The following is a 14,297-nucleotide window of genomic DNA, read 5'->3' on the forward strand; positions in this document are numbered from 1 at the left end:
TGGAGCTCAGGTGGTCCAGATGGCGGCGACGATGGTGGGTGCTGCGGCGATGCCCGCGATTGCAACCACGACCCAAAGCGCCTGACGAAAGTCGAGGATGCCAAAGAGCCAAGAAAGGAACACCCCGATCAGTGCGAGCGTGCCAATCACGATCCCCAAGGGACCGGTGATCGCATCGACAATGCCTTGAAGCAGGGTCTGTACAGGCGAGAGGTCGATGCTCTGTGCAAGCGCTGGACCCGCCAGCACGATAAGGGCCATCGCGCCGAGCGCGACGATCGAAGGTCTCGATGTCATGAAAGATCTCCTCTGAGCCGCTCAAACACGGCAGTCACACGGGCCACATGCCCTTGGGTTTCTCGAAAAGGGGGGATGCCGCCGTGGCGTGTGACCGCCTCAGGGCCAGCGTTGTACGCCGCAAGGGCCAGAGCGCCCTCGCCGAACTGCTCGAGCATCATCAGCAAGTAGCGGGCTGATCCGTCGAGGTTCTGCGCAATGTCATGTGGGTCCACGCCGAGGTCGCGGGCGGTATCCGGCATAAGCTGGCCAAGGCCTATGGCACCGACAGGGCTACGTGCAGCCGGATTGTATGCGCTCTCGACTTCGATATTGGCCCGGTAAAGGAGCGCCCAATCAGTGACTGAAAGCCCTGCGCGACGCAGCGCACCATGCCCGGCATACCGCAGAGCCGTGGTCTCGATCGCATGGAGGATTTCTGGGGTGGCGCGGGCGGCGGATCGAGCCGGGATCGCTGTCTCGCTCGTTGCGTCAGGACCGCGAGGTTCTGCGAAGAGAAAAAGGCGCCCGTTTGCCTCTTGAGAAGAGGAAATCAATTGGCCGTCTGGGCCAACCGAAAAGATGAAACCGTCGGCCAGGGCCGGGGGCGCGGAACAAACGCCTGTACCCAAAGCAACGACGAGCGCAGTCGCGCGGTCAGCTGCCTTTGACCGGAGGTGCTGCGTGGCGCTCGCGGCCACCTTCTTCAAGTGGGATGCTAGCGGTCGTACAGCCCATGTCGGCCAGGAAACTGACAAGGCCAACGATGGTTTTGAAGTCGCGGAGCTTGAGGACGCTTCGGCTGGTGACGAGCATCTTATCGTCACGCCCATCAGTGGCGGCGGCGCGGATGACCCACGAGCCGTACCAGCTGTTATGGCGCTTCTCTGCTCTCTCCTTGCAGACCACCTCAATGAGGTAGCCCTCGGCGAGCAAGCCGCGCAGTCCGTCTTCTGTAACCACATTCGGGGCTTCTTCTATCATGGCCTTCCCTTGGGTCCTTGTTCTGCCTGGGTGCAGTATCGGGCCCACGGGGTCGCAACACCGTGAGCGATACAAAACAACATTAATGATAGCAAGACAATAATAACGTGTTGACGAAGTTCGCCTTGCTCCGATAACGGTGATAGCCGACAGAATGATAATCTTAAAGGCGGCAAAGGAGTTTTGCCCTGCGCTTGTTTATTGCGCGCAACGCACCGTTGCTGTTCGCGTTCCTGCTTGGAAGCATGCCGATAGCCGCGGCAGCAGATTGCGTACCTCCCGAACGACCGTTCTTGCCTCAGTCGCAAGAAGACATGCGTGCCTACGCCGATCTGATCAGAAGCGATTTCGAGACCTACATTGCCGATGTGCAGGACTACTTCCGTTGTCTCGACGCCGAGCGCGCTCGCGCCTTTGTTGAGGCGAGGGAGGTCAGTGATGACTACGCCAGGTTCCTGAATGCTCTCGAGTAAGCGACTACGGGTTTGTGCCGCCAGTAGAAATCAACCGTTAGACCAACGCTCCGTCAGTCTCCAACGCAATGATGTTTTTCAAGCGGGCGATCATGTCGTCACCAACTGCGACATCCACGCTCGCCGTCTCGATGATCGTCTCCTGACCTGATATCCGAAACTGGGCCTGAAGACCTTCCGATCCTGAAAGATCTTGGTGATGCGGATAGAGCAGCGTCAGTCGCGGGGCTTTGTACAGGTGCGCATAGGCCATCATCTGATAGACGTCGCCTTGGGACACTCCTTGTTTTCGATCATCAATACGGGAGGAAATCCGCTTCCACTTCGTGTCGATCACATGGACAACCTGCCCCGCACGCCAGATCAGGATATCGGGTTTCGTCTGGAACACAGCGCGGTCATCATCGAGCGATGTCAGGCAGAATAGTCTCCCGCCTTGTAGAGAGACCCGATACTCCGTGCGTGCCAAAGCGCGTGTGATCAGTCGGCCGACATATTCCTCAAAAAGTGCGTTCATCTCAAAGAGGAGTGCAGTCCCCCGCCCCACTCCGGCACTCGTCGTTTGGTACCGATTACGCAGAAAAAGTTGCGCCATCCCGAACAATTCCTGCCACGCCCGGTTTGTCCGGTCGATGATGACCTCATTCCATTTCAGCGCAGGAACAGCGACTTCGGATATATCGGCGTAGACGAAAGCCAGTTCGCGCAAACGCTGTTGATTGGTGAGGCTGCGCGACATTCTGGAGAGATGTGCAACCGTCGCTTTCATGATGCGGTTCAGCGCGATGTCTTCTGATAGCTCATCGAATTTGCAAGCGAGCCGCGAGGGGTTCGCTGCGTGACGCGTAAATTGACGAGGCAGATTGAGCGTCCCGCGCAACGCCGCAAGGTCATCCTCTTGGACAAGATATCGTCGCGGCATGCCTCGACGAACGGCATCGGTCAGCTTGCTACAGAAAATGCGGATGAGAATTTCCAGGAGCGTTTCGCGCTGCCAATCAAGCTCTGTGATCTGGCCCGTCTCGATTTTTAGGTTCAGTGCGACTGCGAGCATGTGAACAAGACGCTTGCGAATGGCAGCATTCTTTCTTGCTTCGCCTCCTTGCCCTTCGACATCGATCTTGGGAAGAATTTCAAGGCTGCACCCATCGGTTGCCAGGACCCCGACAATGCCACGCGCCCGCAGTTCATGGCGCCGATCCTCAAGCACTCCGCCTCCACCCCTTCCTGCAAAGGTCGATGCTCTGGCGAGCGCCGCGAGACGCTCGGCAAAATGATCGGGAATGCAGCCGTCCCCTTCGCCGTGGGGCAACGTTTCCCATTCGCGCAGGGTGAAGGCCGGCATCAGGCCGCAAACTCCGAGAAGTCGAATTTGTCTTTGACCGTCCACCGCAGTTTTTCGCTAGAAAAGTCGTCTTCAGTCATGCCTCCGGGTACCGCAATTTGTTTGGCATCGAGGAAGCGGGCGGGACCGTGAGTAGAGTTGCCGAGAACAGCTGCCACCTTGGACCAGTCCTCGTAGAAATACTCAGCCAGAAGCGGGATCACCTTGTCTCGCATGACGCTCTCAATATCCGCCCGCGTCTGGCAGCCTGTAAAGTACGCGTGCCCGATTTGATGCTCCCGGTCGAACAGATACTCGATCCGTTCGTTGATCGTAGACAGCAGCTTTTGCAGATCGACCCCATCAACGTTGTCCGACAAAACTGAAGTGTCGGGCATCAGCTCCTTGAAAGAAAACCGGCGGCGTAGCGCTGTGTCCAACAGCGCGATGGAGCGATCGGCCGTGTTCATCGTACCGATGACATGGAGGTTCTGAGGCACCCCAAAGGACTTCTTGGAATAGGGAAGCGTGAGGCGGATCTCGTTGTCCATCCCGAGCCGCTTGTCGGGCTCGAGAAGCGTGATCAACTCGCCGAAGACCTTGGAGATGTTCGCCCGGTTAATCTCGTCGATGATGAGGACATGCGGTCTTGCCTCCCGATGGATCGGTTCGCCGCCGCTATTCATGTAGCTTTCGATGGCAACAGTATCGAGGCGGGCCCGATCGAGGGCATAGATCGACTTCATGGTGAAATTGCTATCGTAGATCTCGGAGGCCGGAACCCCATCTCTGTCGACCCAGAGCCATCGCACGGACCGCCTGTGGCAGTATTTCCGGTTGTCCCGCTGCCGGTATTGGTACTCCCCCGTGATTTCGCCGATGGCCCGGAACAGTCGGTTGCCCTTGGTGACAACGATGATGTCTCCCACGTCCAACTGATTGCGGAAAACGTCCACTTGGCTCACTTGGCCCGACTGGAGAGTAACCTCGCCTTCGCGCTCGCCATGGGTACGACAAGCCTCCAGTATCTCCTCGACATCGGAAAACCTGTCGTCGGAGAAGTCGATGTCCTCCCAGCCGAGGAGCGTGTGCCCCTCGGAGATGGCTTCCTCGAACAGGTAGTCCTCCGCGGCCACGTTGGCGCGCGCGATCGACATCTTGAAGACCTGCCGCCCGTCGAGGGAAACGACGTTCTCTCGCGGTACTGTCGGCACGCCCTTCTCCGCACGCTCCGAGATGCGCCTGAATATGCCGGGTGCGGGCTCCAGCCGGAACCCGGTACCCGCCGAGCTGTCCTCGGACTGATCCGTAGTCGGTCGCAGTCCCTCGATGAACTCCTCGTAGGACATAGACTGGTGGAAAGTCACGAATTCGATGCGCCCCTCGCTCACAAGGCTGCGGTACGTGCTCATGAGCTCTGCTCGGCCATCTTGTCCATTTAGTGCTGCAGTAGCCTCGTCACCCAAGCACAGCCGGACGGCCTCCCATGCCGTCTGATACGTCTTGCCCGTGCCCGGCGGGCCATAGAGGATCAAGTTTACGGCGGATGGCGAGGGCGCTTTTTTTGTGTCGGTCACGGTGTCCGCCTCCGGTTGGGAATTTAGCGTATAGGTGAAAACGGTCGAACTGCTTGGATTTGGTTCGGTGCTCGTGGGCGGTGGTACTTGCGCAAGTTTCTGGAATTTTTCACCGCCAAGTGCCTGGCAGATGTTCGGGAACGCGTCTTTCAACCCGATTGCCGCAGAAAGGTCTCCTGCGCGGATGGAGACCTCCCTGGCCGACTTTTCCCGGGCAGGTTCGATGAAATAGTTCAGGGCGCAGAGCCTGATCCGGTCGGCACCTTCCATTAGGTGTTCGTACCGCTCAGGGCGATCGGTGGGCTGATCGTTTTGGTCGACGATGATGTAACCGGCGTTGTGAAGACGCGCAGCAGCATCCGCCTTCTGTCCCCAGCCACCGTTTAGTTCTGTCTTGCCGAGAATGAAGCCAATTAGCGGTTTGGTCGGATATACACGGTTTTCGCGCTCACGCGATGACCGGACCCAATAGTCGCGCGGTTCACCGAAGGCACCAAAAACTTCTGCGTGGGCTCCAATCTCCTTGTATTCGTCAAACGCCGTCATCGCGGCTTCAATTTGGTCACGTGAAAGTCCGGTCGCCGTTTGACTGGTGCTTCTATCCGAAATTGCGGCAATGAGCCGGTCGACATCGTCAGGGCCTTGGATTTTTGTACATACGCAATCTTCTTGCCCGAAGGACCAATCCAAGCTCAGTGCGGAATGTCGTCCCCCGTTTGGCGGTCGAGAATGATCAAAAGGTCTCGGCTCTGTCGGAAATCCGGAAGCAATCAATTGGTCTTTCAGTTGAGTGCGGACAAAAAAGTTGATCGCTGGACTTGTCAGCTCCCATAGCAATCTCTCTCCTCTGGGGAGTTCGAATGACGCCATTTTTTTCGCCGTGTGGACAGGCGTTATTTGAGCCTTCTTAAGTTCGTCTAGAATGGCTCTGCGCAAAGGAGCTGCAGGCAGCTTTCCGTCAGCCTCGTTATCCGCAATTCTTCGTTCGACTTCCTGCCACATTTCTTAGCGTATCCAATCATTCAAAGCGCATAGCGTGTTGACCAACTGCATTTGTTCCACGGTATCGCACTTGGCCTCGCGCAAGCGCGGTGAGCCGAAGACCAAGGCCAGGCCCTTGGCACGCGACACCGCCACATTGATACGGTTGAGCGAAAACAGAAACTCCATGCCTCGCGATGTCTCTTCGGCAGAAGATGCCGTCATTGAGACAAGGCATACAGGTGCTTCCTGCCCCTGAAACTTGTCGACCGTCCCGACCCGAATGTCATCGGGAAGTGCATCTTGGAGGGCATTCACCTGAGCGTTGTAGGGGGCCACAACGATGATGTCAGACCGGCGCATGGGTCGCTCAGTGCCGTCTTTTTCAGTCCAGGTGCCCGTCAGAAGGTCGTCAATCGTGTCCTGAATTGCGGCAACCTCTTCGGAAGCGATCTGCGCATTGCCTTCATGGTTCACGGGCACCCAAAAGACACCCGCAGCTGGGAAACTGGTTCCCGATACGCCTTGGCGGACCGTATCTGCGTGACTGATCAAACGACCTTCGTAGACCTGATCGGAGATGAAACGGCAGACGTCGGGATGCATCCGGCGCGTGACGGGGAGGAAAATCCCCCTGTCAGGCGGAATTGTTGCGTGATCGCCCAGCATCCAGTCCAGGCAGGAAAGATTTGCGGGTTCAGGGTGTGCCCCTTGGATCACTTGCGAAAGCTGTCTCGGATCGCCAACCAGCACGATGTTTTTTGCTGCGCGCCCCATGGCAGCCATGTTGGCCAAGCCAACCTGCCCCGCCTCATCAACGAACAGCCAGTCGTATGCCTGCACATTCTCTTCCCGCGCAAAAAAGAAAGCAGTTCCGCCCACGACATGACCGCCACTTGCGGCTTCGGCGTTATCTGTAGTGCGTTGAATTGGACAATCGTCTGGGTAGCCATCGTCGGACCCGGAAACCTTGTGAATCAGATCCAGCGTGATCGGCAGATCTTCGTCTTCAAGCGCAGCTAGGCACCCCATCAATACGTTGCGGATGGCCTCGTGGCTGTTCGATGTGACACCTACGCGCGCGCCTTTTCGGACAAGAGACAGGATCGCGCGGGCAGTGACGAACGTTTTGCCCGTGCCCGGGGGGCCCTGAATAGGCAAAACCGTTTGATCCATCGCGCCGACGGCATCAATCGTGCCTATGACTGGGTCCTCAACCGGCAACAGCGCCCCAGTAGTCAGCCGCGGCGCCGCTCTGCATAGAAGATCATCTACGGCCCGGTAGGACTGAACCGCGCATTGATCGGCGATGACGTCCTGCAGAGCCGCTGCGATGACCTTGGTATCAAGCGGCCAATCGGGGTGGAGAGAGAGGCGATCCTCCAAAAGGTGGCCTTTTCCCGGTCCGACCTTGACCGTAATCTCTCGTCTTCTCCGGTCCATCTCCTCGATATTGACCGAGACCGGGGCGCCATCGAAAACAGGAACTGTGGCTTTCTTGCCCGGCCGCAGTTTTGTCTCTTGCACTGGAAAGCGGTAGCGGCGTGCAAACGAACGCTTTACCGGCTCGACAGCGGAAATCGCTTCCAGCCCAGCTAGGGCGTCCAAATCGTCGATGAGGTCATCTTCGTCTTTCGCGGCGCTGTCAAAAACGGCCCATTGGGCAGGTTTGACCTCGCGCCTGTGAAAAAGACCCAGATTGAACAGTAGATCCTGCCGCTCATCCGGCAAAGCAGAAGCGGCAATCCGCTCGCGGAGCGCCCTTGTCTCTGCGTCTTCCTCAGCTTCTTTTGGAGCCGCGTCTTGGCCAATCGATGGCCACGGTCCTGCCGGGCGGATGCCAACCAGCCAGTCTCGCAACTCTTCGGTCGAGATGCAGTCAATACGGTTGTAGTCCTCGATTTCATCAAGGATGTGCTGATCGCCGATCTCGCGCCATCTTTCGTAAGCTACGACCGAACCACCCGCTGTTTTGACCTCTCCGTCGCGCTTTCGGTCGTAAAAAGCTTCCATCGATTTGATCGAATAGTTTGGCTCCGAACCAATCAGTCCTCCACGCACGACGACGAAAAGATCGACAAAACGGCGCTCGCGTAGAAGCCGATCGAGAAAGGCTTCGCCGATTCCATATTTGGTTGTCAGCCGCTTGAGAGCCGTGATTTCATAAGGGGCATAGTGATAGATGCGCGCGTTAGGATGCTCTTCCAATCTTGCGCGGAAGAATGCCAATAAATCGCTCAAAGCTTGGGCCTCGGCCCTGTGATCATGCGCCCAGAACGCTAGAAATTGCCCGTCAAACCAGAGCCCGTGCAGGTATTCCAGTCCGCCTTCGAAGTGTGGATCTCCTTCGATGTCATAGAAGACGTCGCCAGGCTGTGGTTCTGGCAGCAGGTCAAAGCCTTTGCCAGGTTCAGGCGCCCTCAATTCGAACGTTGGTCCGCCAGTCTTCCGGTCATGCTGCAGACGCGCCTGCGTGACCAGTCGCAAGCGAGTGTTCTCGGACATGCCGCGTACTGGTTGGGCGAGCGCCGCCAGCTCCGCCATGGTTTTGATACCAGCTGCTTCAAGCTTCTTGACCTGGCCCTTCGTGACATTCGCCACATTGAAGAGGCTGTCCTCCTTCGCCCATACATCGGCACAGTGATCTGCCCAACGACACAGGCCGCAGTCGGCGCAAGGCACAGGCCGCGTGGCAGCCGGTTCCGCCACGAAAGCCTCAAGCCGCGCACGGGCCGCTCGAGCGTAATGTGCGTAATCTGCCAGCCGCAGCGTTGCACGCTCACCTGTCCCGAGTTCAACATGCGCAAACACGGGAGGCACACCCTGAATTTCGGTCAGAAGGTCAGAGTAAAGCACGAGCTGCAGAACATGCTTGGGATGCGGTCGGCGTTTCAGTTTGGTGTCGGCCACTTCGTAACTGAATGGTCCAAGCGCTGAAGGCGTATCCACCCGCAAAAGAAAATCCGACCATCCACCCCAGTTCCCAGATAGAAATGCACCTTGGAAGACGACCTCGGCACCGCTTTGCAGTGCCGCGCGCGTCGTCTCGGAATCCTGGGCGATGTTTCCCCGTTCAATCTCCACGACTCTGTTGCCCGCGGCTTTCAGACGTTCGAGATGCGCCAGCTCGTGCGCATCTCCTTGCTTCTGCAGAAGTGCGGCGTCTTCTGTGTCTTCTCCCGGGGTGGGCCCTTCGCCTCTAAGGCGCAATAAGTCGAGCGCTGTCGCATGGGTACATCCCATGAACCGCATCAGGTCAGTCGCCGAAAAAAGGATCTTGTTGTCAATTTTCCGCATGGGTTCCAGCAATCATCAATGAGCGCAACCCTCGGGGCGGAAACGTCTCGTTAGCTTGCAGCTTCTTCAATAACATCGGTGGGTGTCAATATCTGTCGTGCTTGGCAAACATTTGATTCTTGACGCTTTACAGCCGACGACGCGCTGCGGACACTGCTATGCGGCGAAGCCGTTCTGGCCGCGAACAATCCGAAGACTTTTCGGCGCAATAAGGGAAGCGCGCTTGCCCTTTGCTCCCATCCAGAGTGAAAACCCTTTGGCGATTAAGTTTGCCGCATCATCCAGCGTATTGGCATAAACTGCGAATTCGGCATGGTGCTTGTTCTTTCCATGCGCCGGGTCCGCCAACTGATACCCTTTGCTGGTGATTGCCGGCTCTTCAATCACTCCGGCACGAGAGCTAATCCGTTCAATTTTGATCACACGTCCACGCATCGTTTTTTCCTCTCTGTGTTCTGCTGCGCCTGACGAGCCTCTCAACTCGCACCGTGGTCACCCTTGCCGGAATCGGCTCGACAGGACGCAATGACACAAATAGCCTACAAGGGTGTCAAAAACTGACAGGTCCAGAACACCCCATGTCCTTTTCCAAGGCCCAAGATCTCATTCGTCTTGCTCAGATGGCCGCCGCGCGCCGCGGCGGGGTCAGTCTCGAAGACATCTGTGACGAGTTTTCGGTTTCTTATCGCACTGCTCAGCGCATGACTGATGCGTTGGAGGCCACCTTCGGAAATGTCGTGGCTGAAGACGGTGGGGACCGGAAGCGACGCTGGTGCTTACGCGACACTGGACTCTCACGGCTACAACTTCGGCATGAAACTGGCGCCGAAGCACTGGAGATCGCTGCTCGTTCAGCCGAAGCAGAAGGCAGGCTACGGCATGCAAAGGCCTTGGCGGACCTTCGAGATGGTATGTTGGCAAGAGTGCCGGCCTCGAGCTCGTATCGAAGCGGACGCAGAGGCTGTCCTGATGGCCATGGGCCAAGTCACACGACCCGGCCCCCGTGTCAGTGTCGCTCCCGACATTCTTGACGCAATTATCGAGGCGCTGCGCGGACCCTTTCGGTTACGCGTGCGCTACAGTCAGGACACGAAGAAACGCATCCTGGAGCCGCATGGGGTATTGCTGGGGCACAGGACATATCTTGCCGCGCGTGACCCAGCAAAGGCAGATGAGGTCCGAAACTTCCGCATTGATCTTATTCATGAAGCAGAAACCTTGAATGAAAGCTTCAAGCTCCAGAACGGCTTCACCATTGCAGATTATGCGGCCCACGCCTTCGGGGTCTGGCAAGATCCGGCGCAATTCGGGGAAGTGGTCTGGCGCTTTAGGCCAGACACAGCCGCTCGTGCAGCCGGCTTTCAGTTTCATCCAAGGCAGACGTTGGAACACCAGCCAGATGGCAGTCTTATCGTCCGTTTCCATGCAGCGGGCTGGCTTGAGATGGTTTGGCACCTGTATCAATGGGGTGACAAGGTCGAAGTCATCGCCCCGGCGGAGTTGCGAGCCATGGTCGAGGACTATCGCCGCTCCGATTTTGCCGCGATGCCATGACCCAATTTCTTGAGGAGAGTTTGTATGAGCGACAGCTCGACGTTCCAAGCGTTGAAGGAAAAACAGAGGGCCATTCGCTCGGGATTTCCCGAAACCATGGGCCTTCGTGTCCACCGTGCAATCAGTTGGATCGGTCGTGCCGAGGCCTGTGAAGAAGACGATGACGCGCGGTTCATATTCCTTTGGATCGCATTCAATGCAGCCTACGCCGACGAACGAGAATTCCAGTCTATCCCGCTAGGTGAACGCGCCACGTTCCTTGAGTTCTTTGGTCGGCTGACACAGCTGGATGCTGATCGGCGGATCTACAAGGCCGTTTGGCAGCGCTTCTCTGGTCCAGTTCGTCTTCTCCTAGAGAACCACTACGTCTTCAGCCCGTTCTGGCAACATCACAACGGAATCGAAGGCTTCGATGATTGGCAGGAGCGTTTCAATGCTTCGGCCCGCGCCTTCGGACAGGCGTTCCAGGCTGGAGACACAGCGAGAGTTTTGAGTTTTGTCTTTGACCGTCTGTATGTTCTGCGCAACCAGCTCGTGCACGGCGGTTCGACTTGGAACGGCGGCGTGAACCGCGCGCAAGTGCGCGATGGAGCGGCAATCCTTGCATTCCTGATGCCAGTTTTTGTTGACCTGATGATGGATAACCCGAGCGGAGACTGGGGGCGTCCTTTCTACCCCGTAGTCTCGTAGCTTCGCGCAGTTCCTGCTGAGCTAAGAGCAGAACCCCGCACGTGCCTAGACCTTCTTCCGGCAAAGGTACCGCTAGCGGGGACCTTTCGCTCCGCATCACAATCAAATCTCCTTGCTATCATTAATGTTGTTTCGTATCGCTGCACCATTATAGATGGAGTCGGCATCATGAAGCACGTGATCCACGGCGTGGCAACAGCCACGGCAATAAGCATATCTGGACTAATGGCCTCGTCAGCACCGGCTCAGGCCTATCAGGTCGACTGTGCGATCCTCCTCTGCCTTGCGGGCGGTTGGCCTGCCTCTGCGCCCTGCGCGCATGCCAGAGCGGTCTTCATTCGGCGGATCACGCCATGGCCGATCGAGCCGCCCTTACAAATCTGGCGGTGTCCGATGGGTGTGTCTCTCAACGATCCCAGTCCGATGTCGCCTATGGAACGCCTTTATGACATCACGTTCCGCGATCCGCCCGAACCGCAGGAATCGACTCCGATCCCCCTTGTTCGCGTTCAAGCAGATGAGCAAGCCGACATCGACATCTCAGGCGACGCCTTTGATTTCGTGCGCAGCATACGGGTCTATCACATCCAGTATCGCCAGCACGAAAACCGAGATGGCGACTGCAATCGCAGCGACTCGACGCGATTGGGGTCCTACGGCGTGCAGGGCGACTACCGATGGACAAGATCCACCGTGGGCCAGGTGCCAGCCGCATCCGGCCTGAGCATCCCGAATGGATGTGGCAGCTACTTTTACCGTTCCGTCTTCGTCGACTGGCGTGATCACGCCGGGAACTATGGTTCTGAAGAAGTTCGCTACTGACAAAATCTGCGCGCGGTTTTTACCGCGCGCGTCCTGACAACCCCGCACGGAAGGCTGTGCAAAACCCCCGAAAAGGAGACGACGCCAGACCGTGAAGCCTGACGCCGTGCTAGAAAACTCCGTGAACAAGAGTTTCCTAGCGCACCGCTAAAACACCTGCAACCAGCAAAGTTGTTTTGCTGGCAAGAATGTTGTTGTCTCACGACATGGCGTCGGTTCTCCAAGGAGACCTCGACCATGGAACCTACGACCGGCCTGATCCTGCGACGGATCACGCAGACAAATCTCTCTGTTGCTGCGCACAAGCTTGCTACCCTCATCCTCGATGCCATCGCCTGGAAGGATGGCTACAACGGTTTGTCGCGCGGAACGGCAGCCTTCACCCTCTCTGCCCTAGCGGAGAAGATGGGTGTCTCACGACAATATCTTTCGGTTCTTTTGAGCGAACTTGAGACGTCGGAGTTGCAGCTCGAGCGGGCGAAGCCGAATGGCAAGTTCGCGCCCTGGATCTTTCGGTTTTCCGCCTTCGACAAGGAGAGTGAAACCCATGATCTCGTGTCAGGTGAAGGCGACACATCACTATCTAGAGATAATAATAACAAAACTATCTTCTCAGGGCTGATCGATATCACCGCGAGTTCGAACGTTTTTCAGACCAGTTGGGCAGAGCTGATCAAAGCGGCGAAGGCCACGTTGCCCTGCTGGAACATCGACACCCAGGTCATCTGGGATCGCTTCCTCGCCTTCAACCGGTCCCGAGGCAACGGCAGGGTGCCCGGCTTCCTGCTTGGCTTCATGCGCCGATGGCGAAATTCGTGGGGAACTCCAACTCGTCCCGCGGTCAAGCCGCCCGCGAGACCAATAACGGATCCCAAAGAGCGCGAATTGCTGAGACAGATGCAAGCCGCACCAACTGCGAACCGCCAGTTCCACGCGTCCGACTTGTGTCGCTTGATCGGACACGCTGCCTACGAAGCGCGGGTACTCGATGTGATCCGCAAGTTTGGGTGCCAGAGGTTTTCAGCGACCTTGGCGGTGCACGGACGAGCGGTGTTAGCAGGGGAAATTTCCAGGTAGGTTCGCTTGCCAAGCTTTGGAGCCGAGAAACACGGCGCGATTCAATATCCGATAGTGAAGTTTATGTTACGTATCATGCAATATCGACCTATGCATACTATTTTCTCAGCCATACCTGCCAACTTCAGGAAGCGTAAGACAAATCGCTGCGATCCTCCACTGTACGGAGCACAAACGGCCCTGACCAGTCGTTGGCAAGCTTGATTGCCGCAACGGCGCGGCTTCACCGAAGCGAACATTTCTGCAGGCACAAAACAATTGCCCCGCGGAAGCCATCAGTGGGTTCGGAGCCGCCTTCGCTCATGCAGTCATTGCTTGCACAGAAAGCATTTAATGCCGCCATTTCAAACATCCGTTTGTTAACAGCATTTCTCCCATTGCGATCGGCTATAAATGCCCAATCTCCGACCCGGGCAGACGAGGTCAGTTTCCGCTGGTCCCTAGCGATCTTGCTTCCTCCAACTCGGCCTCGTCCCAGAACCCGATAATAATTCCCTTTGACAACTCGCCGCCCTTCCGTCCCGAGATGCGCTTGTCCGATACCGTCACCCGGTTGTGGTGCCCGCGCGCCCAGCGGTCGAGGTGGGCCGCGAGCCTTTGGCGCTGGTCCGCGTGTTCGGGGGCATCCCCGAGATCGACAAGCTCCTGCGGATCGGTGGCAAGGTCATAAAGCATCGGGCGAAAGCCCTCAGCATGGATGTATTTCCAACGCCCGTCAAATACCATGACTAGCCGGCAATCGCCCACCGGCTGGTTCAGGATCTGGCGGGCGCGGCGCATCGAGTAATCGTATTCGCTGATCGCCACTTCGCGCCACGCGGGCGTCTCGCCGCGCAGCAATGGCAGCAGCGACCGCCCTTCCAGGATATGCGGGCAGGCCTCGCCGCCGAACCAGTCGACGAAGGTCGGCGCAAGGTCGATGGATTCGACCAGATCGTCCAGCACCTTGCCGCGCGTCGCATCGGCCTTGGCGGATGGGTCGACGACGATCATCGGCACCCGGGCCGAGGCATCGTGGAACAGCTCCTTCTCGCCCAGCCAGTGATCGCCAAGGTAATCCCCGTGATCCGAGGTAAAGACGATAAGCGTGTTCTTGGTGATATCCCGCTCATCGAGCCATGCCATGAGCCTGCCGATCTGGTCGTCGATCTGGGCGATCAGGCCCATATAGGCCGGGATCACTCGGTAGCGCACCTCGTTACGGGTAAAAACCCGGGAAAAGCGGTGTTCAAAATAGGCGGC

13 protein-coding genes are annotated in these 14,297 nt (G+C 57.5%); 5 read left to right on the top strand and 8 right to left on the bottom strand.

Going from position 1 to position 14,297, the window contains the following annotated elements:
- Window positions 1–6 precede the first annotated feature (6 nt).
- From AC0L4F_RS21760 to AC0L4F_RS21770, 3 genes are read right to left on the bottom strand one after another with little or no spacing between them, the layout of a single operon-like run.
- Window positions 7–297, bottom strand: a complete 291-nt coding sequence (locus AC0L4F_RS21760; RefSeq protein WP_054540759.1) for a TrbC/VirB2 family protein — start codon at window positions 295–297, stop codon at window positions 7–9.
- Window positions 294–977, bottom strand: a complete 684-nt coding sequence (locus AC0L4F_RS21765; protein ID WP_244691463.1) for a lytic transglycosylase domain-containing protein — start codon at window positions 975–977, stop codon at window positions 294–296. Before AC0L4F_RS21765 ends, AC0L4F_RS21760 begins: the two co-directional genes overlap by 4 nt.
- On the bottom strand, window positions 934–1,260 hold the full coding sequence (locus AC0L4F_RS21770; RefSeq protein ID WP_244691451.1) for a hypothetical protein: 327 nt from the start codon (window positions 1,258–1,260) through the stop codon (window positions 934–936). Before AC0L4F_RS21770 ends, AC0L4F_RS21765 begins: the two co-directional genes overlap by 44 nt.
- Window positions 1,261–1,454: 194 nt before the next feature.
- Here AC0L4F_RS21770 and AC0L4F_RS21775 point away from each other — a divergent pair, with 194 nt between their 5' ends.
- Complete coding sequence (locus AC0L4F_RS21775) at window positions 1,455–1,733, top strand: hypothetical protein (RefSeq protein WP_425427248.1); 279 nt, start codon at window positions 1,455–1,457, stop codon at window positions 1,731–1,733.
- Between the two features lie 37 nt (window positions 1,734–1,770).
- Here the strand turns inward: AC0L4F_RS21775 and AC0L4F_RS21780 are convergent, their stop codons facing one another.
- The 4 genes from AC0L4F_RS21780 to AC0L4F_RS21795 form a co-directional block, all read right to left on the bottom strand.
- Entirely contained in the window at window positions 1,771–3,078 is a 1,308-nt protein-coding gene (locus AC0L4F_RS21780; RefSeq protein WP_244691452.1) for an McrC family protein, read from the bottom strand.
- On the bottom strand, window positions 3,078–5,636 hold the full coding sequence (locus tag AC0L4F_RS21785) for an AAA family ATPase (protein ID WP_244691453.1): 2,559 nt from the start codon (window positions 5,634–5,636) through the stop codon (window positions 3,078–3,080). The genes AC0L4F_RS21780 and AC0L4F_RS21785 overlap by 1 nt, the downstream gene beginning before the upstream one ends.
- A gap of 3 nt (window positions 5,637–5,639) precedes the next feature.
- A complete protein-coding gene (locus tag AC0L4F_RS21790; protein ID WP_244691454.1) occupies window positions 5,640–8,912 on the bottom strand; it encodes a TM0106 family RecB-like putative nuclease in 3,273 nt (1,090 codons plus the stop codon).
- A gap of 156 nt (window positions 8,913–9,068) precedes the next feature.
- Window positions 9,069–9,347, bottom strand: coding sequence for a hypothetical protein (locus tag AC0L4F_RS21795; protein WP_244691455.1), 279 nt, complete (start codon window positions 9,345–9,347; stop codon window positions 9,069–9,071).
- Window positions 9,348–9,644: 297 nt separating this feature from the next.
- On the opposite strand from AC0L4F_RS21795, the gene AC0L4F_RS21800 reads away from it, so the two are divergent.
- The 4 genes from AC0L4F_RS21800 to AC0L4F_RS21815 all read left to right on the top strand — a co-directional run bounded on the left by AC0L4F_RS21800 (window position 9,645) and on the right by AC0L4F_RS21815 (window position 13,055).
- Window positions 9,645–10,466 carry a helix-turn-helix transcriptional regulator gene (locus AC0L4F_RS21800; RefSeq protein ID WP_244691456.1) on the top strand — a complete coding sequence of 274 codons (822 nt, stop codon included), beginning with the start codon at window positions 9,645–9,647 and terminating at the stop codon, window positions 10,464–10,466.
- A gap of 24 nt (window positions 10,467–10,490) precedes the next feature.
- Window positions 10,491–11,156, top strand: a complete 666-nt coding sequence (locus AC0L4F_RS21805; protein WP_244691457.1) for a HEPN domain-containing protein — start codon at window positions 10,491–10,493, stop codon at window positions 11,154–11,156.
- Between the two features lie 225 nt (window positions 11,157–11,381).
- Window positions 11,382–11,978, top strand: coding sequence for a hypothetical protein (locus AC0L4F_RS21810; RefSeq protein ID WP_420604784.1), 597 nt, complete (start codon window positions 11,382–11,384; stop codon window positions 11,976–11,978).
- Between the two features lie 237 nt (window positions 11,979–12,215).
- Complete coding sequence (locus AC0L4F_RS21815) at window positions 12,216–13,055, top strand: hypothetical protein (protein WP_244691459.1); 840 nt, start codon at window positions 12,216–12,218, stop codon at window positions 13,053–13,055.
- A gap of 423 nt (window positions 13,056–13,478) precedes the next feature.
- On the opposite strand, the gene AC0L4F_RS21820 is transcribed toward AC0L4F_RS21815, so the two are convergent.
- On the bottom strand, window positions 13,479–14,297 hold an 819-nt coding region (locus tag AC0L4F_RS21820; protein ID WP_244691460.1), incomplete at its 5' end, for a sulfatase-like hydrolase/transferase.

The organism is Marinovum sp. J2-8 (assembly GCF_055808435.1).